Origin of the sequence: Methyloprofundus sp., assembly GCF_965251085.1 — a bacterium.
GTDB lineage: Bacteria > Pseudomonadota > Gammaproteobacteria > Methylococcales > Methylomonadaceae > Methyloprofundus.
In genome coordinates, this window is record NZ_OZ252594.1 from 2,656,033 (window position 1) to 2,677,686 (window position 21,654).

A 21,654-nucleotide genomic window follows, 5' to 3' on the forward strand; every position below is an offset into this window, starting at 1 on the left:
TATTTCTCTGAGTCAATGAGTTAATTATTTAAGGCGTTAATCGACCAATCATAATCTATATCCGCATCTATAGGGTATGATACCGGCAAATCAGGACGATAGCCGCGAATAAACGTATCCACCCCACCTACTTTGTCGAAATCCTGTTTAAACCATTTAAAGATCTTAGAAACCACGATCTCGTCTTTAGCGATATAAAGGCCTTTTTTATCATTACGCAAAAAGGCATTGGCTTGCGCATCAAGCTGTTTATTGAGCGTCGATGCCGTATACGGCACGTTCCTTAGATCGGGGCAACTCACTGATGCACACACTATAGCTAAATGAATGCGTGGCTCGCCCATGGGTCGAATGATTTTATTCTCGATATCATCTAAAGAAACGGTTTTACCACCAATCGTTCCCGCGTCTTTTCCCCAAACCGGGCTAAAAATACTGCCGACATCTTTTATACTGTCTAAAGGCCAATGATCAACCACCGTTTTTAATGCCAATATATTATAAGTATTAATATAAAACGCTAGCGTTTCTTGTCTACCGCTAAGTGATTCCACAGGAAAGGCAGAAATCTGTTGATAGACTTTGTCTACTAGGCCACTTTTCTTTAAAGCGGCATAATCGACTATGGCTAATGGCGTCCCATGTTTCTCACCTTGCTTAACAGCACCCAATACACTGGCATAATCTTTCCAGTCTGGTTCTACTGCTGCAACGTTGTTCGCTAACAATAAACCGGCAATCACTTTTAAAGCTGAATTTTTCATATCTTGTTAAATTATAATAAATAAAGTAAATTTAACGATAAGTCGTGGGACAAACCGAAACCTTACGTTTTTTTTATGCTTAGCCCATAAGAATCATTGGCTATCAACTTAATTAAGCAAGATCATTGCTATACTTGTAAGGCATGGACTGTAATCCACGCTCCTTTGAAAGTGTGTTGAAATGATAGTTAATGATCAAAAGGAAAATGGTAAAGAACTATCAGTGTGACTGACTCATAACCCACTGCTGCGGACATTCAGGTTTATCATTTAACGTTTGAAAAAACGCGACGCGCTTTTTACTGTCGTTGTTAATTGACTTGTTAGGGTTTTATCACTATTATGTACGGCATTATCGTACATGATTAGGTGATTGGAATGGACAGCATTAGTGTAAATAAATTTAGAGATAATCTAAAAAGTTATGTAGAAAAAGTAGTTACTGAGCACATACCGATTAAAGTGACTCGCAGAAGTGGCGATGATTTTATTGTTTTAAGTGCAGACGACTGGGAGCGTGAGCAAGAAACACTGTATGTCTTACAAAATAATGACTTAATGAAACAAATTGCAGCATCAGCCGTTACAAATGTGAAAAAGAAGGGGTATAAACCTACATCTGGAGAGCTAGATGAGATCACTGGTATTTGAAGGACATACCTGGGCTGCATACGAAGAACTTAGACTAAAAGACAAGAAGCTGCACAAAGTGCTTTGCCGTTTATTAAAAGAAATGCTTCGTGATAATCCGAGCACTGGTACTGGGAAACCTGAACCATTAAAACACGACCTATCTGGTTTATGGTCACGCCGTATTAGTCAGAAAGACCGAGTTATTTATAAATACGATAAAGACTACGTTTATATTTATGCAATTGGCGGACATTATAATAATTAAGGTCAAGGTAGAGATGTTTTTGAGGATGTAAACTTTTCTGTGTAATTATCTATCATTACGCCCAAATGTAGGAATGTTAGACTTGACTCTGCTTGCCCCAGCGCAGTCATTGAGCTTTATGATTTTCAATCGATACTGACCCTTTTGTTTTGCACGCATCTATAGGATATGATGCTGGTAAGTCAGGACGATACCCGCGAATAAACGTCTCTACCCCGCCTACTTTGTCGAAATCCTGTTTAAACCATTTAAAGATCTTAGAAACTACGATCTCGTCTTTAGCGATATATAGGCCTTTTTTATCATTACGCAAAAAGGCATTAGCTTGCGCATCAAGCTGTTTATTGAGTGTTGATGCAATATACGGTTCGTTCCTTAGATCGGGGCAACTCACTGATGCACACACTATTGCTAAATGGATGCGTGGCTCTCCCATGGGCCGAATGATTTTATTCTCGATATCATCTAAAGAAACGGTCTTACCACCAATCGTTCCCGCTTCTTTCCCCCAAACCGGGCTAAACAAACTGCCGACATCTTTAATACTGTCTAAAGGCCAATGATCCACCACCGTTTTTAATGCCAAAATATTGTAAGTATTAATATAAAACGCTAACTTTTCCTCTCTACCGCTAAGTGATTGCACAGGAAAGGCAGAAATCTGTTGATAGACTTTGTCTACCAGCCCACTTTTCTTTAAAGCGGCATAATCGACTAAGGCTAATGGCGTCCCATGCTTCTCGCCTTGCTTAACAGCGCCCAATACACTGGCATAATCTTTCCAGTCTGGCTCTACTGCTGCAACATTGTTCGCTAATAATAAGCCTGCAATAATTTTTAAAGCTGAATATTTCATAAATACACCTGTTAAATCAAAATAATAAATAAAGTTTTGTAACCTTAAGTCGTGGCATTAGCCGAAACCTTACTTTTTTTCCTATGTTTAGCCACTTTTTTAGAAAGAGCCCTAACTGTAGTCTAGCCACTCTGAAATTATGGTTTTTTTAGTTTAAAATGGGTGTCAGTTTACAGCCAAGAGCTGGCATTGAAACGAGTAACCTCGCCAATTTATAAATATATTTAGTATTTCTTCTAATTTATTATAGCTTATAGATATTGAATTGATTGTTGTTATAATCTGTGCTGATTAGCGATAAAGATTTAAGGTTAAAAACTTAATTATAAACAAAAAGATTATATCTTATGAGTAATGACAAACAATTAATTCCAAAAGATAGTACAGGTTTAGCTCTCCATAAATCTCAAAGCTTATTTGATATTACCGATAAAATACTTGCAACCAAAACATCGACGGCAAAAGATGAGGGTTGGGTAGATGAATTTATTACTTGGGCAAAAACACTCCGTATTTCTAATAAACACCTTATGCTTGATAAACAATCTATTTTAGAAATAACTATATTGGATTTAAGCAATAATCAGCTAACTGAGGTTCCTACGTTTATAGGTAATCTGGTTAATCTTAGGGTGTTAAAATTACATGAAAATAAACTGAAAACGCTACCAGAATCTATTGGCAATCTGACCAAATTGACTAGGTTAAGTTTATTCCGAAATCAACTAACTAAGCTACCAGTGTCTATTGGGAATTTGACTAATTTGGAATATTTAGGCCTATCAACAAACCAGCTAAAAGAAATCCCTGAATCTATATGTAATCTGGATCATTTGAATTTAAGCTACAACCAATTATCTACAGTTCATCAATCTATAGGTAATTTATCTAAATTAACTAGCCTTGGTATATGGCATAACAACTTAACTACGTTCCCAGACTGTATAAAAAATTTATCCAATTTGGAAAATTTATGTTCGGAATTCGAATGGGAACCAACTAACCAAAATCCCTGAGTCTATTGGCAACCAATCTGGGTTGCGTACTCTACATTTAATAATTAACAAATTGACAGCTCTCTGAATCTTATTTATGTATAAACAATCTGAGCGATTATGGCTTAATTTAAGAAGCATCCAATTAAACGAGCGTCCATTCCCTGAATTATTTGCATTCGTTAGGCTAGGTGGAGATAGTTTTGAAACATTAAAACCTACTAATGTTTATCATAAATTGACTAATATTTATATTAAAATTTGAACTTATCATATTTTCTAACTAATACTATCCAAGAAATTTAAAGCTGATATTTGGTAAATATTCAGACCCCTACCGTTAAACTTGACAACTAATTTAAAAAGGGCTTGTAACTTTATGATATGAAGAAGTATTATGTAGGCCATGCAATTAAGTAATCAGGACCTAAGCCAACTTGACGAAGAAGAGCTTCTGAATTTATCAGAAGAGGAGTTGCGTCGTCTTTCAATAAAATTGTTAACAGATTTAAAAGAAGCTCGTGAACGGTTAAACCAGAATTCCCATAATAGTTCTCGCCCCCCAGCAGTGAAGCACCCTGGGAAAAAGACATTCAAAAGGATTCCGGAAATGATTCTGAAGAGGTGAAAGAAGATACTTCAGATAAAAAAGAGTTAGCACAGTTAGCACCTACCGAAAAAACCAATAAGCCATCCAGACAGTCCCCGAAAAATGAAACAGAAGAATCACGAAACCCGGGAAAGCAGCCTTGAGCCAAAGGATTTGGTCGGCAACAGAAAATAGCGATCACAGATTATAAAGAACACTTTCCAGAAATATGTGAATTCTGCCATCAACCCTTAAATGATCATTTCAAAAAAGCATACACGGCTTTTGAAACCATTGATATCGTATGAGCTGACGAGAAAAACCCAGGTTTGAGACTGACAAATACCAAACATACCTATTATGAAATTACCTGTCCCTGTGGGCATACCACACTAAAAGAGCCGCATCGGTCCAATTTTCATGGCACCTTACAAGGTATAAGCTATAGCCAATGGCGATTGGTAGGTCCAGGGCTTGTCTCATTAATAATATGTCTTACTTATCGCATGCGGCTTTCACGAGAACGTGTTCAAGAGTTTTTATGTGATTGGCTAGGGTTACAGCTTAGTGTTGGTACCATAAACAATGCATTACATGAAAGTGGTGCAGCAGCCATGCCCATAGAAGCTGAATTAGTAAAGGAAGTCGTAGAAAGTCAGCTACTTCATGTTGATGAAACCTCCTGGCTGGAACTCACCACTTTTTTATGGCTATGGGTTTTCAGTACAGATACTGTCACAGCCTACTGGATTTCAACTCGCTCATCAGAATTGATTGAAAACATCTTGGGTCAAGCGTACTGCGGTTGGCTAATGAGTGATGGTTATCAGGTTTATCGAAAGTACCTTAATCGGCTCCGTTGCTGGGCTCATCTAATTCGTAAGGCAAAAGGATTAAAAGAGAGCTTAAATACAGACTCTCGGCTATTTGGAGAACAAACACTCAAATTAATGAATAGGCTTATGGGCGCAATTCGTGATGCACGGCACCACCCTCCAGACATGGCTCTAACGGAAATCTATCAAATGCAATTAATGGCCTATCGACAACTGTGTGAACAAATGAAAGCATCAACACACAAAAAGACCCATGCGCTAGCAACCGAAATGCTCAATGATTGGGAGGCTATCTTTCGGGTACTCGAATTCCCTCATTTGCCCTTAACAAATAACGAAGCAGAACGTGCCTTACGGCACTGGGTTATATTAAGGCGGATTAGCTATGGAACACGAACTGAAGAAGGTTCATGTGTATTTGTTATTTTGATTAGTGTCATCGAAACGTGTAGAAAAAGACAGCAATCACCATGGATATATTTAGCTGCCGTTATTCACAATCAGCGGGTAGGTGTTGCGGTTCCTAAGCTACCAATTGCCAAGGGGTCTGAATAATTACACCCCTGGAGTTTCAGCCTTTGAAACTATTTGCTATGTGTAATATTAAGGATTTTAATGGAGACTATAGCTTTACATAAAACCACTATTATCCGCCCCTTTACAGATTACCTGAATCAAGTCGTCGCCCCCGTAGAGCGTATTCTTCGACTAGTCAAGCTACCTGCACTGGCTCTGGATGATCCAGACTACTACATCTCCAGCCTGGCATTTTGGGCTTTCGTGGAAAAGATGGCCACTATTGAAGGTATACCAGACCTGGGCTTTCTTGTTGGCAAACACTTTGGAGCTAATTCCCTCGATCCAAACTACCGCAAAGTGCTAGCAAACACGCCTTCTCTTTATCATGCATTAATAAAAACATGCCTGGCTGTCAATACCGGTACGTCGCGCTCGCATATGTTGGTTTACAGTGTCCGACCTGGGAGTACTCAGTTTTGCCACCGAACCAGCTATGGGGTTAAACATAGCAATCAGCAGCGAATGGAGTGGTTTGCCCTTGCTGCCATGATTGCAATCGTACAGGAATTCACTGGGCCATTATGGCGTCCAAAGGAAATCGGCTTAATGTCAAGTCATGCACCCAGCAATTTGATCAGGGAATACTTACCCAACGGTCTATTTCGTAGCAATCAGATATATGGCCATATAAACATAGAAACACCTTTATTGAGCCTCCCTCCTCTGACCAAAAACAATAAGCGTTTTGTAGAGCCCGATCCGACGTTAAAGTTGAGTACTTTAGGTGTACCTGCCGTTGATTTTATTGGTTCACTTAAGCAAGCCCTACAAGCTCATTTAATAGAAGGAACACCAAAAATTGAATTAGCGGCAGAAATGACAGGTACCAGTGTACGCACGCTACAACGGGAGTTAGCCAAAACAAAACTCAGTTATATAAAGTTACTGGCTCAAGCGCGTTTTGATACCGCAAGCAGACTACTACAAGACAATAATCTCCGGGTTGATGAAATAGCGTTTAGATTGGGCTATCAAGATGCGTCACATTTTGCCCGTGCTTTTCGACGTAGCTCCGGCATGAGCCCTACCGAATACCGAAAAGCCAGCAATTAAGATCTTTAATCTAAGAGTAGAATGTTGATTACCTACTTCACGCATAGACTATTTATACTACCTAAATCCTGCAAGCCCATATTTTGACTCTCATTAACCTGTCTAGCTAAGTGGTTATTAGGTTTTTACTGCCGCTTTGCCAGCCCTCTTTGTCCAACCGATCAAAATATCCAGATTTAAATCATAAATAGAGGAAATTTTTTGTATCGTATGGATATCCCCCGAGCCCAAGGCAATAAACACCCTGCCAACGTGCCATGACCTTTTAATCAAAGTGACTTAACTTCGGTTAATGTTAAGCGAGTAACCCCACCTTAACCCAATCATCCCATTCCTGTGGATAGAGCGGATCTGCAGGTGTTCTGACTCTCAGCTGATTATTGCCTGTGAGTAATTTTCCAGCCACCCGAATCAGATAAGTACGAAGTGTATCCGGCTCCCATTGGCACAACGTTTTGTTGCCACTCAATTGAGCCATCCAGCGCACGGTATTGTAGGCAAGAACGGCGCAATGAAATAATGCGGCATTAGCCAGAAATTGATTCGTTCTGATTTTACCTAAACCCATTTGTGATTTTGCTTCTTCAATCCATGTTTCGCACGTCGCTCGTTCACCATACTTCTTATGTGTTTGCCAAGGCGATAGAGGTTCAGTTGTTACATAACAAAAATAGTCATATTCTGCCGTATCCCAAAGCTCGGACTGAGGTCCTGTCACTTGTTTAGGTTGCTTTATCCTGACCGCGACAAACTGACGAGAGCGAGACCAGCCACCACAACGATATTGAAACTCGCTCTGCTCCCAACCGGGTCGGCCTTGTATGGCTGTCCAGGCCTGTTTGGCCAGCAATGCGTTCAAATTCTTAAGTTTAACCTTTATTAGATACCCATGCCCTCTGGTATCGAGAAATTCAAGCAAATCACCGACAAAATAACCACTGTCACCGCGAAAAATAATGCGCATCCGATTGGGCAAGTGTGCAAGTAACTGTTTGGTAAATTCTACAACACCATTGCTTGTAAAGGCATTGCCTGTCCGGAACCAGGCTTGTAAAATTTCTTTTGTTTCCGCTAGAAAAGCGAGTTGTGGATGGTATGAACGGGCACCTTTCTTTTTGGGGTTGAAGCCTTTGGCACTTCCTTCTTGTCGACCACAAACGGTGTCCACAGTTGAATCGACATCGACCCACTGGACGGATTGTATGCCAGTTTTCGATTTTCCGGAACGAAGCAATCGCCGCCAGTGTTGACCACGCAAAGTATGCGTGAGCGTTTCAAACTGGCTTATCTGCCTATCACTTACTTCTTTAAAGATCCGTAAAATTGTGGTTTCAACAGGAATCTTTATCCAGCCAGCTACTTTGCGCAGTACGCTATCTGCCCATACGGTCGTCACCTTTGCCATTGATGTTGCTCCCCCCATCATGCCAACCAACGTCAATAGAACCACATCAGATAAGTGATGGTCTGCATTTTCACCCCGCCGATGTGGAACGCTTTGTTTTACGGTTTTTTCAAAACCTATCCTGTCTAAATATTTCACGACGGGAATCAGTCCCGCCTGGCTTGTCAATCCATGTGCTGTAGATGTCATTTTTACCGTTCGGGTACGGTTTCTTACGTGAGATGAGGATTTTGATACTTTAGAGGGCTTCATTAAAACAATGAGATAGTGAAATCAGGAAAATGATATTATATCATTGTTTAATAAGGAGTTTTGTGGATTATTATGTATAATGCTTGCAGGATTTAGGTACTATAATATGTGCTACCTAAATCCTGCAAGCCCATATTTTGACTCTCATTAACCTGTCTAGCTAAGTGGTTATTAGGTTTTTACTGCCGCTTTGCCAGCCCTCTTTGTCCAACCGATCAAAATATCCAGATTTAAATCATAAATAGAGGAAATTTTTTGTATCGTATGGATATCCCCCGAGCCCAAGGCAATAAACACCCTGCCAACGTGCCATGACCTTTTAATCAAAGTGACTTAACTTCGGTTAATGTTAAGCGAGTAACCCCACCTTAACCCAATCATCCCATTCCTGTGGATAGAGCGGATCTGCAGGTGTTCTGACTCTCAGCTGATTATTGCCTGTGAGTAATTTTCCAGCCACCCGAATCAGATAAGTACGAAGTGTATCCGGCTCCCATTGGCACAACGTTTTGTTGCCACTCAATTGAGCCATCCAGCGCACGGTATTGTAGGCAAGAACGGCGCAATGAAATAATGCGGCATTAGCCAGAAATTGATTCGTTCTGATTTTACCTAAACCCATTTGTGATTTTGCTTCTTCAATCCATGTTTCGCACGTCGCTCGTTCACCATACTTCTTATGTGTTTGCCAAGGCGATAGAGGTTCAGTTGTTACATAACAAAAATAGTCATATTCTGCCGTATCCCAAAGCTCGGACTGAGGTCCTGTCACTTGTTTAGGTTGCTTTATCCTGACCGCGACAAACTGACGAGAGCGAGACCAGCCACCACAACGATATTGAAACTCGCTCTGCTCCCAACCGGGTCGGCCTTGTATGGCTGTCCAGGCCTGTTTGGCCAGCAATGCGTTCAAATTCTTAAGTTTAACCTTTATTAGATACCCATGCCCTCTGGTATCGAGAAATTCAAGCAAATCACCGACAAAATAACCACTGTCACCGCGAAAAATAATGCGCATCCGATTGGGCAAGTGTGCAAGTAACTGTTTGGTAAATTCTACAACACCATTGCTTGTAAAGGCATTGCCTGTCCGGAACCAGGCTTGTAAAATTTCTTTTGTTTCCGCTAGAAAAGCGAGTTGTGGATGGTATGAACGGGCACCTTTCTTTTTGGGGTTGAAGCCTTTGGCACTTCCTTCTTGTCGACCACAAACGGTGTCCACAGTTGAATCGACATCGACCCACTGGACGGATTGTATGCCAGTTTTCGATTTTCCGGAACGAAGCAATCGCCGCCAGTGTTGACCACGCAAAGTATGCGTGAGCGTTTCAAACTGGCTTATCTGCCTATCACTTACTTCTTTAAAGATCCGTAAAATTGTGGTTTCAACAGGAATCTTTATCCAGCCAGCTACTTTGCGCAGTACGCTATCTGCCCATACGGTCGTCACCTTTGCCATTGATGTTGCTCCCCCCATCATGCCAACCAACGTCAATAGAACCACATCAGATAAGTGATGGTCTGCATTTTCACCCCGCCGATGTGGAACGCTTTGTTTTACGGTTTTTTCAAAACCTATCCTGTCTAAATATTTCACGACGGGAATCAGTCCCGCCTGGCTTGTCAATCCATGTGCTGTAGATGTCATTTTTACCGTTCGGGTACGGTTTCTTACGTGAGATGAGGATTTTGATACTTTAGAGGGCTTCATTAAAACAATGAGATAGTGAAATCAGGAAAATGATATTATATCATTGTTTAATAAGGAGTTTTGTGGATTATTATGTATAATGCTTGCAGGATTTAGGTGCTATTATTATTTTTAGCTTTGGATAGCGTTTATGAATAAAACAGGCATTGCCGCTTTACTGTTATTTTCCAGTGCAGTATCCGCACAAAATTTATTAGAAACCTATGATCTTGCGCTACAAAATGACCCCATTTTGCGCCGCTCTTTAGCGAATAAAATGGCGGTAGACGAAAGCAAAGACCAAAGTATCGCCAGGCTTTTACCTTCAGTCAATGCTGGTATTGGTACTGCTTATAATTGGACCTATCAAGACTCTTTCTTTAATGATAAATTCCCTGGCCAGTCACGTAGAAACGACTTCCTCGATAGCGCGTTTGGTATTAACCTGGTACAACCGATATTTCATTATGATATGTGGGTGCAACTCTCCCAGTCAGAAAAGCAGATTGCCCAGGCGAATGCCAGTTATCTTGCAGAACAGCAAAACTTAATGCTGAAAACCACCAATGCTTATTTCTCGGTTTTAGCTGCTCAAGATGATCTTACTTTTGCGCTGGCAGAACAAAAAACCATAGCTAGGCAGTTAGAGCAAGCTCAACAACGCTTTGAAGTAGGCCTTATTGCGATTACCGATGTTTATGAAGCACAGGCCGGTTATGATCAAAGTAGATCAGATGTAATTGCTGCAGAAAATAATGTGCAAAATGCTAAAGAAGCCCTAAAGGAAATTATCGGGCCTTATTCTGGCAAGCTAAGTGTATTAGGCGAAACTTTACCCTTGCCTGAGCCTATACCAAATGATATAGATGAATGGAACAACAAGGCGTTAAATCAAAACCTGCTAATTCTGGTCGCTCGAAATGAGTCCGAAATTATCCAGGAGAATATCGATATACAACGTAGTGGTCATTATCCGACTTTAGATGTCGTCGGCTCATTTGGCCTGAATGATACGAGTGGAAACCTCGACGCTAGAGGAAATACCGAAAGTATCGGGGTGCAATTAAATATTCCGCTATTCGAAGGTGGCGCAGTCAACTCAAGAACACGCGAAGCCGAATACCAATTTACCGAAGCCAAGGAAAATTTAATTGCCACGCAAAGAGCAGTCACCAAAGAAGTCAAAAATTCCTACCGGGGTGTGCTATCGAGTATTAGCCAGGTAGGCGCATTAAAGTCTGCGGTTAAATCCGGTAAAAGTTCTTTAGAAGCAACAGAAGCAGGCTTTGATGTAGGCACCAGAACGATGGTCGACGTGCTTTCTACCACCCGTAACTACACCGATGCTCAAAGCAAGTACTCAAAATCTCGCTATGCTTATATCCTGAATGGCGTGCGCTTAAAGAATGCAGCGAGTATTTTAAACGTTACTGACCTGGAAGCGATTAACCGGTACTTAAAGTAACTATAAGTTTTATACAGACTGCGTAGCGCGTGACTTTAGCCCGCCATGCCCTACGATTAAAGGCGGGATAAAGACGCGCCCTACAGTAGAACATTGATATTTGCGTAGCTATCGTTGCACACGTTTCTCAACACTTATTGCAACAGACTGTTTACCGGAACTTCGTTAGTAACCTTACCACCCGTGATAACCAGAACCGAAGCCGTGCTGCCTATTCTTAACGCTATGTCTTCAGGTACTTTATCAAGATGTACTCGTACTGGTATCCGCTGAGCCAGGCGGATCCACTCAAAGGTCGGGTTGACTGTGGGTAACAGATTATATCCAGTACTCCCGTCGGACTGAGCTATCCCCCAACCAAGGCTATCGACTTTACCCCTGATTGGCCTATCCGGGTAAGTCATTAAAGTAACGATAGCAATATCTCCAGCACGCATATTGCTTATATAATTCTCACGAAAATAAGCATCTATCCAGTAACTATTCACATCAACCAGCGCCAGTGCGGGCTGATTTGCAACCGCCTGACTCCCCAGACGCAAATTCAGACTGGTGATATAACCATCTACTGAGGCGTAGACACGGGTAAACTGGTAATCTAACTCAGCTTGTTCGACAGTTGCCCTGGCTACTTCGTAGCTGGGCGTTACTGTCCCCAGGCGCACCCAGATTGGCCTCTGCCTGAGCAAGATTTGCCCTAGCTTCAGACATCTTGATTCGCTATCCTGAAAGAAATCCATTAAAACTTAAACTAGGCAATATAATTAAAGGGTTAGGGAATTATTGTCAAATGATTGATATTTTCAGCTAAAGAAATGAAAATGGTACTCATTTAGGTTAAACTAAGCCCTCATATCATACGAGGTATTCAATTAATGCAGCAACTCATGCTCCCAATAATTCCTCAGGGTACGACTATTATAAATGGTCAGGTCAGTGTTGATAACCGAAATGATGAGTGGTTTTATTTCCTCGGCGGTATCCCGATCTATTCTCACCAGGCTGACAATAAGAGATTATTTAGACTTCACACCTCTCAACTCATCAATACCGGTTCCTGTCGTTCAATCGATATTATTACAACCTTTGGTGTCTCTAAAAGTAGTGTTATGCGCTCATTAAGGCAACTACGAGAAAAAGGGGCTGATTCGTTTTTTGAACCTCGCCCGACTCGCAAGGGAGGACCACTCTTTACGCTTGAGGTTTTGCAGCAAGCTCAGGAATATCTGGATCAAGGTATGACGCCTAACGAAGCCGCTAAAGAATTAGGCATCCGGGCAGATACCTTTCGCAAGGCGATCAGTGATGGACGTTTAAAAAAAAGTCTGCCGCATCAATAGACCCCAATGATGGCAGTACCAAATCAGCCCGTGATATTATAGATGCCAATGCAGCCGATGTGCTTGGTACGGCCTGCACTCGAGTAGAAGAGCGAATCCAGGCGGCTTTGGGTGAGCAGGAAAAGGGAGCCTCAATCGAATTCGAATCCTGTTTAGATGTTCCTAAAGGCGGTGTGTTATGTGCATTGCCCGCGTTACTTAGCAATGGCTTATTAAATGACATTGAGCACCACCTTGGCAAACTGACAGGTTATTATCAAACCTTTCATATCCTATTGCTACTCGCCTTTATGGGACTATGTCGCATCAAAAATGCCGAACAACTTCGCGAGCATGCACCGGGTGAATTCGGCAAACTACTTGGCCTGGATCGGGTTCCCGAAGTGCGCTGTTTAAGAACCAAAGTAAAAGGACTGTCTGATCCAGAATCAGTTGAAAGCTGGGCGGCCGACCTCAGTCGACAATGGATGGAAAATGAACCAGAGGCAGCAGGAACACTCTACATAGATGGTCATGTCCGTGTCTATCATGGACACTTGACTAAACTTCCCAAACGGCATGTTTCACGCGAAAAACTCTGCTTACGGGGTATCACCGACTACTGGGTTAATGATGGTACGGGGCGTCCCTTCTTTGTCGTTGAAAAAACGGTGGATCCGGGCTTACTAAAAACGCTGGAAGAAGATATCGTCCCCCGATTACTCAAAGACATTCCGAATCAACCGAGTGCACAAGCATTACAGCAAAACAAACAAGCCTGTCGTTTTATCCTGGTGTTTGATAGAGAAGGCTATAGCCCCGCATTCTTTAGAAAGATGTGGGACAAGCATCGTGTCGCTTGCATGACCTATCATAAATTTCCCACCGAAAATTGGCCACTGGACAATTTTTCCAGTCAGGAGATCACACTACCGAGTGGTGAAAAAGTCATCATGAAACTCGCCGAACGAGGCAGTCTGGTTGGAACCAAAAAACAGGCGATGTGGATGAGAGAAGTGCGCAAGTTGACTGATTCTGGTCACCAAACCAGTATTATTACCACAGCCTATGAACTAGAGTTGACGGCTGTTTCTGGGCGAATGTTTAGCCGGTGGTGCCAAGAGAACTTTTTTAGATATATGAAGCACCACTATGGGCTAGATATGCTACAGGAGTATGGAATAGAGCCACTATCCGATACCCAAAAGGTGGTCAACCCTGATAGGCGCCAACAGGAAGGACAGCGTAATTCGATACAATCCAAACTCAATTACCGTCTATCTCGATTTGCAGCGATGGAACTTCATCCGGTGATTAAAAAAGATGAAACGGAAGATGTGAAATACAAGAAATGGGAAAGAAAACGAGCAGAATTACTCGAAGAAATAGAGCATTATGAAAATGAACTAAAAACCATCAAGGAAAAACTAAGCCAAACGCCCAAACACATTACCTGGCAAGAGTTGAGAGACGAAGATAAGTTCGAACAGCTTCTGCCAGGGAAAAAGCGGCTGATAGATACTGTCAACATGATCGCTTATCGGGCAGAAACAGCAATGGCCGCTCTGCTAACCTCACCGACAATCGACTTTCCGATGGCAAGGCAACTATTACAAACGCTGTTTGTGACAGAAGCAGATATATTACCCGATGAAGTAAAAAAACAACTTCGGATACGTGTGCATAGTACTTCCCGACCTGCAAGTAATAAAGCAATAGAAAAGTTATTTGAACAACTCAATCAAACGGAACTCAATTATCCAGGAACCGATCTGCGCTTAATTTATGAGCTGACTTCATCCGCAAAAAATTAGGAAATGGTCTCAAATTAGTTTCGTCTGAATCAAGATGTCTGAGCTTGCAAGAGCGCACTTTCCGCTTCCAGTAGTGCTGCAAATGACTGATCTTTACTATTGATAGCTACTTGAAATTGCATGTATAAATCATCATAGCGTTGCCTGGAAATCGTTCCTTTTTCTACTAATTCCTTATTTCGCACAAAGGTCGCCTTGGCATAAGTGAGTTGTGCCTTGGTCGCATGTAAGGCTGATTTTGCCTCAGAAATGGATGACTAAAACTGGGCAACACTGGCTTTGGCAGCTTCCACTTGTTTCCCTAGGGCAGCAAGATTATCCCGGGTCTGATCATAATTGGCATGCGCTTGATCCAGATTTGCTTTAAAGGTGCGCGGGTCAATTTCAAATAATAATTCACCCGCCCTGACAAATTGATTATCCTTAATCGGCAAACTGATAATTGGCGCTGTAACGCGCGAGGTCACTTGTATAACATTCGCCCTAACCTGTCCATCACGTGTCCAGGGATTAGTCACATAATCCCGGTATTTGAATAAAATTGCTATAACAGCAAGTAAAACTATCGCGCCTGTTAATAGGTATTTCTTATAGGTTTCCACAAACTATGCCTTAATAATAAAAGTGCCGATAAAAATGGTATAGATAATCATCAACGCCAGTTGTACTAGCGGTGGATAAAAAAAGTATTTAGACAGCCGGTATCGATTAAGTAACCTAGCTGTTAACAAGGCAGCTAAGGCTCCAAAAATACTCGCGATAAGTAATGGCGAAAAATAAATCCCACCCAAGTTGAATTCGTGAGGTACCTGATTCATGTTTTTTACTCTGGTTAATACTCAACTTGTATTATGCGTTATGCATGAGACTTTATATGCTTAATATCTGCAACACATTCAAACTACGTTTTGCTACCTTGTCTTAATAGGAGCTTTGCTCCGACTCATGTCTTCCCTTTTAGAACCGCTCTTCACGCCATTGCTGCCAGTCTATATTGCCGGCTGTATCAGCATAGACGATAGCTGCTTGTGTCAGGCTCTGGAAGTTGCCTAATAACTGATAGAAGTTTCTACTTTCCTCAGTACTTATTTTTTTATCGCCAATACTGTTGAGCGTTTCCGCAAAGCGCTCGTTAAGTTTGCTTTGTCGTGCTGCTAATCGCCTACGCAGATCACCGGATGATTCAGCTTCGGGGAGAACAGACCACTTGCTGAACCCTGTTTCGATAATGATGCGCCACTCACGTATATCATCGCGCAATGCTTTGGTTAAATCATCCGCCTGAGGAGCAGAACGTACCTTGCGCAACGCTTCAATACGGTAGCTGAGTGTTTGCAGGCTTTCTACCATATCATTTATCTGCTGATCAGAGGTATTAGAAAATTTTGTTTTGTCTATCTGCCCTCCCCAGGCTGCCAGTTTGGCTGGTAATGATTGTAATTCCTGGCGATAGTAGGCTAGCTTCATACGTTCAACCATAGACTGGGCTGGTGCAGTATCGGAAAGCCTGGAAATCAGGAATTCACAGCTGCGAAAATAGCGGCTGATCATACTCAAAAAAGCTTTTTCCTGTCGAGGAGAACGGGCAATATAGGTCAAAGCATAGACTAAAATCAGAGCAAGCATGGTAAACAAAAAGCTATTCGCCTGGCTAGCAAAATCGTAGCTTTGCTGGTTTTCAATTGCGAACATGTTAAACATGGACAAGTACAAAGCCGTTCTACCGATACCAGAAAAGAAATAGGCTGCAGCAAAAGTAAACACAAAAATCACCGCCCCAAGTTCCCAGAACATTGACAGCTGCGGCATAATAAAAACATAAACCACAAGTGCCGCCAAGTAAGCAAAAGCAAAGGGTTTTAGTATATTAAATTTGAATTGTGGGTTCTGTGCTGCAATTAATGTGATGTTAGGAACAAACTGATACCAGGACACATGCCCAGGGGGGTTCAGATAAATCCAGATCAGCGTTCCAGCCCACATGGAAACTACAACCATCACGCTCACTCTGATCCGGTCTGGATCCAGAACTGGCAATCCGAATGGAGCGCGTATGGGTTTATCCCCGACAAACTTCGGAATACTCGATTCTGCTTTGCATCTCCTTTAATTTCACGCACACACTCCAGCATTACACGCGACAGTGAGTCGAGCTTTTCCAGCTCATTTATCGCTAGCTGAATAGCCGCACGCTGAAAATGATCCAGCTCACTAAAGTTCTCGTCACTGTAGGTAAACTGGATGCTATTACAGTCATATAAGGACAATTGCCCGGCAAACAAACTCTGTGCATTTTTAAACCGTGCATCTAACTCGGAAAAAGGCTGCTGTAGTCCTGGAAGTATCTTCTCTACATCAAGCGCTTGCAGATCAACATACCCCGCCTGTAAGCGATCCATACTTTCCATCATGGCAAGAGTTAATTGGTGCAAACGTCTCCAGAGGTGGCGAACTTCACGAACATCAAAACTCTCTGATGCTGCAGAAATAATTGTCTGTTCTAGTTGATTGAGTTGCTGGTCACTCTGACTACGCTCAGAAATTAATTTGTCATTGCTATCAAAGCTTACGATACATGCATGGTAATTAGTGCTTGAACGGAAATAACTAAATTCCCTTTAAAATCAGCTAACTATGCTATAATAACAGCTAATAAAACGATTGAAGATTCAAAAACCGCCATTTTAGTATTTTTCATACAAAACACATAAGTCACTGTTTTTAAATAGGTCTTGTTATCCAAAAAGTGCATTAGCAAATACTGAGCCTTCAATATCAGCCCTCTATTAGCAAAACTTCGCCGCAAAAAAAACCATGAGAAATGTCATATCATCACAACTGGAAATAGGACAAGTCGATATTGCCAACATCGTCATTGATGTCACATCACGCGATGATATTCCACTCATCCTGCTGGGCTTGCAACACATCTATACAACTGGCCCTTTAAAAGAAGCTGTTTTCAAAATTCTTCAAGAAGTCATCCCGCGCAAGAACAAAAAAGGCAGTGATGAAACAGCTGCCGTCTCATCAAATAAGGGAGATGGAAAGAAATAATCATCCAGAACAACCAGGAGAAATGGTCAAAAACCATTTCTCCAACGATGGCATTCGGTCAACAAACTGATAATACGTCTTCATTGCTTTTTTACCTACCTTTACTCCTGTTTCATATATTTTTTCTGTTAATTTAACAATAGGTGCTTTGCCATTGTAGGTCATACTTTTGGCAAATTTTAAAGTTGTTTCAACTGTATCCATTATGTCGCCACTAATATGATTTTCATAGGCTCCCCATACTCGTTCAATTGGGTTATATTTACTATGATAAGGAGGGTAGTAGGCCAGTTTTATCTTTATGTTGCTTTTTTCAGCAAACTCCACAAGCCTTTTTATAAACTGAGTTCTGGAGCTACTGTTCTCCATACCATTGTCAGCGTTAATTGTCAGAATATCTACTCCATATTTTTCTTGAATTTCTGGCCAAATTTCTTCCAATCGGTCAACGATGAAATCACTGCTGGCATAGCCTGCTGTAAAGAAAAGGAAAAAATCATCATGTTCAGGCAGATAAAAACCAAAAGGAGTTAACTTTTCCTTAACATCTAAATCATGATCCTCTGCTTTTGTTAAAACCCGATTTCGTCCTCCCCGTGAAAAATTTCCTATATTCATTCTTGCTTTGGCATCAATTGATATACGAATCTCTTTTGGGTTGATATCTGCCATTCCATTGACTGAATGAACTTGTTCAAAAATTGCATCCGTTTCCTTGATTTTCTTATGAGGCTTTGTTTTTTGTACCTTTTTTGGATGGTAACTCAGGTCATTTAATTTTGTATTGATAGTTTTTGAGCAAGGTAATGTTTTTTCATCGTAATAATCAATCTCCAGTAAACGTTTTCTAACTTCTTTAGCCGTTAGCCGGGTATATAATCGACAGGAATTAAAAGAGGGATCCGTTTGACACTCCGGTTCAGCAATTTTTTTTATGTCATCAAGTAGATGAGGAAAATGCTCTTCACTTTTATTACGCCCTCTCGCTGAAAAATTATCTTCTATGGGCTGAGTTTCAAGTTCATATTGTCCTTTTCGGATAGTGCCTCTATTCCATCCTAGTTTTTCTTCAGCAATACTTGCACCACCTGAGCCTAGTAGCTCCACCGTTTCAGCCATGAATATACGACGTACCGAGCCTTTTAAACGATGGGCTGTATTTATAATCCAACCTATAATGCTATCTGTTAATATCAACAAGCTTATCTGCCTAGTGTGAGAATAAATTCAGAATTCATTATTATAAATTATTGAGACACAAGCTTACTTCGTTTGGATGATTATTTCTTTCCATCTCCCTAAAGGTCGTCCCGGCATGGAACAGTGGCGTATTCTGGTATTAGGCACCTTACGGGTAGCACTCGGTGCTGACTTCGATCGTATCCAGGAACTCGCCAACGAACATCGAACGCTCAGAATGATGCTAGGGCACGGTACTTTTGATGACAAAAACTATCGCTTACAAACCCTAAGAGATAATCTAAAGTTATTTACACCTGAGATCATGGATCGCATTAATACTGAAGTCATTCGCTCGGGTTATCAGTTGCTTAATTTAGAGTCCACTGCATCCATTCAGGGGCGTTGCGATTCATTTGTCTTAAAAACCGATGTTCACTTTCCAACCGACATTAACTTGCTTTACGATGTGATGAGGGTCTTATTCCGTCAGTGTGTTTACTGGTGCCAGGAACACGACCTTCCCGATTGGCGGCAGCATAAACATAACCTCACTGAATTCAAACGACAATATAGACGGATTCAAAAGCTGCGTCATTCCACCTCGAAGGACGAAAAGAAAAAACGGGCTCAGGCCGATTTGATTTGTAACGCACATCAGGTTTATATTGATTTAGCTCAAAAGTACCTGAACCGAGTCACTCAAAGTTATGCGTTATTAATAAGCACCTATAAGGTTCCAGAAGTCCTATTGCTTAAGATGCAAACCTTTCTCCAGCATGGCGATCGACAAGTCGATCAGATCAGACGACGCGTCATTGAGGGAGAAACCATCCCTCATGATGAAAAAGTATTTTCCCTGTTTCAGCCACATACCGAATGGATTAGCAAAGGCAAGGCAGGGGTTCCCGTTGAATTAGGTATACGCGTCTGTATAGTTGAAGACTACCACGGATTCATACTGCATCATAAGGTCATGCAAAAAGAAACGGATGATAAAATAGCCATAGGTATGGTTGAAGCGACACAAGCGAAATTTCCAGCGTTCAATGCGTGTAGTTTTGACAAAGGCTTTCATAGCAAGAGCAATCAAAGTGGGCTGAAAGAGATACTTGATGAAGTGACTTTGCCGAAAAAAGGGAAGTTATCCCTCAAGGATAAGGAACGTGAATATGCCGAAGAATTTAAACAGGCCAAAAAGAAACACTCAGCTGTTGAGTCGGCCATTAATGCATTGCAGGTTCATGGATTGAGTCAATGTCGGGACCATGGAATTGATGGTTTTGAACGCTATACCGCACTGGCTGTATTATCAAGGGACATACAAAAAGTGGGCGCAATTAAACGAGATATGGAACGACAACGATTGGCCAAAGAAAAAAAGAAAGCCGCTTAAGTTTTTAAAGAAAGTGGCCTTACTGAGGGATTAGGGAGATGGAAAGAAATAATCATCCAGAACAACCAGGAGAAATGGTCAAAAACCATTTCTCCAACGATGGCATTCGGTCAACAAACTGATAATACGTCTTCATTGCTTTTTTACCTACCTTTACTCCTGTTTCATATATTTTTTCTGTTAATTTAACAATAGGTGCTTTGCCATTGTAGGTCATACTTTTGGCAAATTTTAAAGTTGTTTCAACTGTATCCATTATGTCGCCACTAATATGATTTTCATAGGCTCCCCATACTCGTTCAATTGGGTTATATTTACTATGATAAGGAGGGTAGTAGGCCAGTTTTATCTTTATGTTGCTTTTTTCAGCAAACTCCACAAGCCTTTTTATAAACTGAGTTCTGGAGCTACTGTTCTCCATACCATTGTCAGCGTTAATTGTCAGAATATCTACTCCATATTTTTCTTGAATTTCTGGCCAAATTTCTTCCAATCGGTCAACGATGAAATCACTGCTGGCATAGCCTGCTGTAAAGAAAAGGAAAAAATCATCATGTTCAGGCAGATAAAAACCAAAAGGAGTTAACTTTTCCTTAACATCTAAATCATGATCCTCTGCTTTTGTTAAAACCCGATTTCGTCCTCCCCGTGAAAAATTTCCTATATTCATTCTTGCTTTGGCATCAATTGATATACGAATCTCTTTTGGGTTGATATCTGCCATTCCATTGACTGAATGAACTTGTTCAAAAATTGCATCCGTTTCCTTGATTTTCTTATGAGGCTTTGTTTTTTGTACCTTTTTTGGATGGTAACTCAGGTCATTTAATTTTGTATTGATAGTTTTTGAGCAAGGTAATGTTTTTTCATCGTAATAATCAATCTCCAGTAAACGTTTTCTAACTTCTTTAGCCGTTAGCCGGGTATATAATCGACAGGAATTAAAAGAGGGATCCGTTTGACACTCCGGTTCAGCAATTTTTTTTATGTCATCAAGTAGATGAGGAAAATGCTCTTCACTTTTATTACGCCCTCTCGCTGAAAAATTATCTTCTATGGGCTGAGTTTCAAGTTCATATTGTCCTTTTCGGATAGTGCCTCTATTCCATCCTAGTTTTTCTTCAGCAATACTTGCACCACCTGAGCCTAGTAGCTCCACCGTTTCAGCCATGAATATACGACGTACCGAGCCTTTTAAACGATGGGCTGTATTTATAATCCAACCTATAATGCTATCTGTTAATATCAACAAGCTTATCTGCCTAGTGTGAGAATAAATTCAGAATTCATTATTATAAATTATTGAGACACAAGCTTACTTCGTTTGGATGATTATTTCTTTCCATCTCCCTTAGTATGTCTGAAAAGTGGCACAATAGCATTGTGCTGAGCAAATTCGTAATAATGGGTGGATTGTTATCTCAACTAAGCCAAATCGGAAAATATTATGGTAGATTGGGTGTGATGTTTTTTTAAAAAACTGACTTTTCGTTCAGGCACTAAATAA

At 41.1% G+C, this 21,654-nt stretch carries 23 protein-coding genes; 11 read left to right on the plus strand and 12 right to left on the minus strand.

Annotated features, from left to right (window positions below):
* Positions 1-20 precede the first annotated feature (20 nt).
* A complete protein-coding gene (locus ACQY3F_RS12310; RefSeq protein ID WP_428355155.1) occupies positions 21-764 on the minus strand; it encodes a DUF547 domain-containing protein in 744 nt (247 codons plus the stop codon).
* Between the two features lie 378 nt (positions 765-1,142).
* Between ACQY3F_RS12310 and ACQY3F_RS12315 the strand changes: the two genes are divergently transcribed.
* Positions 1,143-1,415: a type II toxin-antitoxin system Phd/YefM family antitoxin gene (locus tag ACQY3F_RS12315; RefSeq protein WP_428355156.1), complete on the plus strand. Its 273-nt coding sequence runs from the start codon at positions 1,143-1,145 to the stop codon at positions 1,413-1,415.
* On the plus strand, positions 1,396-1,662 hold the full coding sequence (locus ACQY3F_RS12320) for a Txe/YoeB family addiction module toxin (RefSeq protein ID WP_428355158.1): 267 nt from the start codon (positions 1,396-1,398) through the stop codon (positions 1,660-1,662). The genes ACQY3F_RS12315 and ACQY3F_RS12320 overlap by 20 nt, the downstream gene beginning before the upstream one ends.
* A 106-nt stretch (positions 1,663-1,768) precedes the next feature.
* On the opposite strand, the gene ACQY3F_RS12325 is transcribed toward ACQY3F_RS12320, so the two are convergent.
* The gene (locus ACQY3F_RS12325) at positions 1,769-2,518 is read right to left on the minus strand and encodes a DUF547 domain-containing protein (RefSeq protein WP_428355159.1); all 750 of its coding nucleotides are present in this window, start codon (positions 2,516-2,518) and stop codon (positions 1,769-1,771) included.
* 347 nt (positions 2,519-2,865) lie between these two features.
* On the opposite strand from ACQY3F_RS12325, the gene ACQY3F_RS12330 reads away from it, so the two are divergent.
* The 4 genes from ACQY3F_RS12330 to ACQY3F_RS12345 all read left to right on the plus strand — a co-directional run bounded on the left by ACQY3F_RS12330 (position 2,866) and on the right by ACQY3F_RS12345 (position 6,570).
* The gene (locus tag ACQY3F_RS12330) at positions 2,866-3,534 is read left to right on the plus strand and encodes a leucine-rich repeat domain-containing protein (RefSeq protein WP_428355160.1); all 669 of its coding nucleotides are present in this window, start codon (positions 2,866-2,868) and stop codon (positions 3,532-3,534) included.
* A 385-nt stretch (positions 3,535-3,919) separates the two neighbouring features.
* Positions 3,920-4,141, plus strand: a complete 222-nt coding sequence (locus ACQY3F_RS12335; RefSeq protein WP_428355162.1) for a DUF6444 domain-containing protein — start codon at positions 3,920-3,922, stop codon at positions 4,139-4,141.
* Between the two features lie 290 nt (positions 4,142-4,431).
* On the plus strand, positions 4,432-5,493 hold the full coding sequence (gene tnpC / locus ACQY3F_RS12340; protein ID WP_428355163.1) for an IS66 family transposase: 1,062 nt from the start codon (positions 4,432-4,434) through the stop codon (positions 5,491-5,493).
* Positions 5,494-5,553: 60 nt separating this feature from the next.
* Positions 5,554-6,570: a helix-turn-helix domain-containing protein gene (locus tag ACQY3F_RS12345; protein WP_428355164.1), complete on the plus strand. Its 1,017-nt coding sequence runs from the start codon at positions 5,554-5,556 to the stop codon at positions 6,568-6,570.
* 295 nt (positions 6,571-6,865) lie between these two features.
* Here ACQY3F_RS12345 and ACQY3F_RS12350 read toward each other — a convergent pair whose 3' ends face one another.
* Together ACQY3F_RS12350 and ACQY3F_RS12355 are read right to left on the minus strand one after the other, a co-directional pair.
* Positions 6,866-8,227 (minus strand): IS1380 family transposase, encoded by a 1,362-nt coding sequence (locus tag ACQY3F_RS12350; protein WP_428352972.1) that lies wholly within the window; start codon positions 8,225-8,227, stop codon positions 6,866-6,868.
* Positions 8,228-8,576: 349 nt separating this feature from the next.
* Positions 8,577-9,938, minus strand: coding sequence for an IS1380 family transposase (locus ACQY3F_RS12355; RefSeq protein WP_428352972.1), 1,362 nt, complete (start codon positions 9,936-9,938; stop codon positions 8,577-8,579).
* A 130-nt stretch (positions 9,939-10,068) separates the two neighbouring features.
* On the opposite strand from ACQY3F_RS12355, the gene ACQY3F_RS12360 reads away from it, so the two are divergent.
* Positions 10,069-11,382, plus strand: coding sequence for a TolC family outer membrane protein (locus ACQY3F_RS12360; RefSeq protein WP_428355166.1), 1,314 nt, complete (start codon positions 10,069-10,071; stop codon positions 11,380-11,382).
* Between the two features lie 134 nt (positions 11,383-11,516).
* Here ACQY3F_RS12360 and ACQY3F_RS12365 read toward each other — a convergent pair whose 3' ends face one another.
* Complete coding sequence (locus ACQY3F_RS12365) at positions 11,517-12,047, minus strand: efflux RND transporter periplasmic adaptor subunit (protein ID WP_428355167.1); 531 nt, start codon at positions 12,045-12,047, stop codon at positions 11,517-11,519.
* 210 nt (positions 12,048-12,257) lie between these two features.
* Between ACQY3F_RS12365 and ACQY3F_RS12370 the strand changes: the two genes are divergently transcribed.
* Positions 12,258-12,722, plus strand: coding sequence for a hypothetical protein (locus ACQY3F_RS12370; RefSeq protein WP_428353027.1), 465 nt, complete (start codon positions 12,258-12,260; stop codon positions 12,720-12,722).
* Positions 12,723-12,781: 59 nt separating this feature from the next.
* Entirely contained in the window at positions 12,782-14,515 is a 1,734-nt protein-coding gene (locus tag ACQY3F_RS12375; protein ID WP_428353026.1) for a putative transposase, read from the plus strand.
* Between the two features lie 29 nt (positions 14,516-14,544).
* Here the strand turns inward: ACQY3F_RS12375 and ACQY3F_RS12380 are convergent, their stop codons facing one another.
* The 5 genes from ACQY3F_RS12380 to ACQY3F_RS12400 form a co-directional block, all read right to left on the minus strand.
* Positions 14,545-14,700 carry a hypothetical protein gene (locus tag ACQY3F_RS12380; protein WP_428355169.1) on the minus strand — a complete coding sequence of 52 codons (156 nt, stop codon included), beginning with the start codon at positions 14,698-14,700 and terminating at the stop codon, positions 14,545-14,547.
* Between the two features lie 72 nt (positions 14,701-14,772).
* Positions 14,773-15,117, minus strand: coding sequence for an HlyD family secretion protein (locus ACQY3F_RS12385; protein ID WP_428355170.1), 345 nt, complete (start codon positions 15,115-15,117; stop codon positions 14,773-14,775).
* A gap of 3 nt (positions 15,118-15,120) precedes the next feature.
* Complete coding sequence (locus ACQY3F_RS12390; RefSeq protein ID WP_428355171.1) at positions 15,121-15,333, minus strand: DUF1656 domain-containing protein; 213 nt, start codon at positions 15,331-15,333, stop codon at positions 15,121-15,123.
* 139 nt (positions 15,334-15,472) lie between these two features.
* Positions 15,473-16,522, minus strand: coding sequence for a hypothetical protein (locus ACQY3F_RS12395; protein ID WP_428355172.1), 1,050 nt, complete (start codon positions 16,520-16,522; stop codon positions 15,473-15,475).
* Positions 16,519-16,947 (minus strand): hypothetical protein, encoded by a 429-nt coding sequence (locus ACQY3F_RS12400; RefSeq protein ID WP_428355174.1) that lies wholly within the window; start codon positions 16,945-16,947, stop codon positions 16,519-16,521. Before ACQY3F_RS12400 ends, ACQY3F_RS12395 begins: the two co-directional genes overlap by 4 nt.
* 382 nt (positions 16,948-17,329) lie before the next feature.
* Here ACQY3F_RS12400 and ACQY3F_RS12405 point away from each other — a divergent pair, with 382 nt between their 5' ends.
* Complete coding sequence (locus tag ACQY3F_RS12405; RefSeq protein ID WP_428355175.1) at positions 17,330-17,572, plus strand: hypothetical protein; 243 nt, start codon at positions 17,330-17,332, stop codon at positions 17,570-17,572.
* Here the strand turns inward: ACQY3F_RS12405 and ACQY3F_RS12410 are convergent, their stop codons facing one another.
* A complete protein-coding gene (locus ACQY3F_RS12410; RefSeq protein WP_428352931.1) occupies positions 17,573-18,769 on the minus strand; it encodes an ISAzo13 family transposase in 1,197 nt (398 codons plus the stop codon).
* Between the two features lie 79 nt (positions 18,770-18,848).
* On the opposite strand from ACQY3F_RS12410, the gene ACQY3F_RS12415 reads away from it, so the two are divergent.
* Entirely contained in the window at positions 18,849-20,147 is a 1,299-nt protein-coding gene (locus ACQY3F_RS12415; RefSeq protein ID WP_428355177.1) for an ISNCY family transposase, read from the plus strand.
* 52 nt (positions 20,148-20,199) lie between these two features.
* Here ACQY3F_RS12415 and ACQY3F_RS12420 read toward each other — a convergent pair whose 3' ends face one another.
* Positions 20,200-21,396 (minus strand): ISAzo13 family transposase, encoded by a 1,197-nt coding sequence (locus tag ACQY3F_RS12420; protein WP_428352931.1) that lies wholly within the window; start codon positions 21,394-21,396, stop codon positions 20,200-20,202.
* Positions 21,397-21,654: the final 258 nt, after the last annotated feature.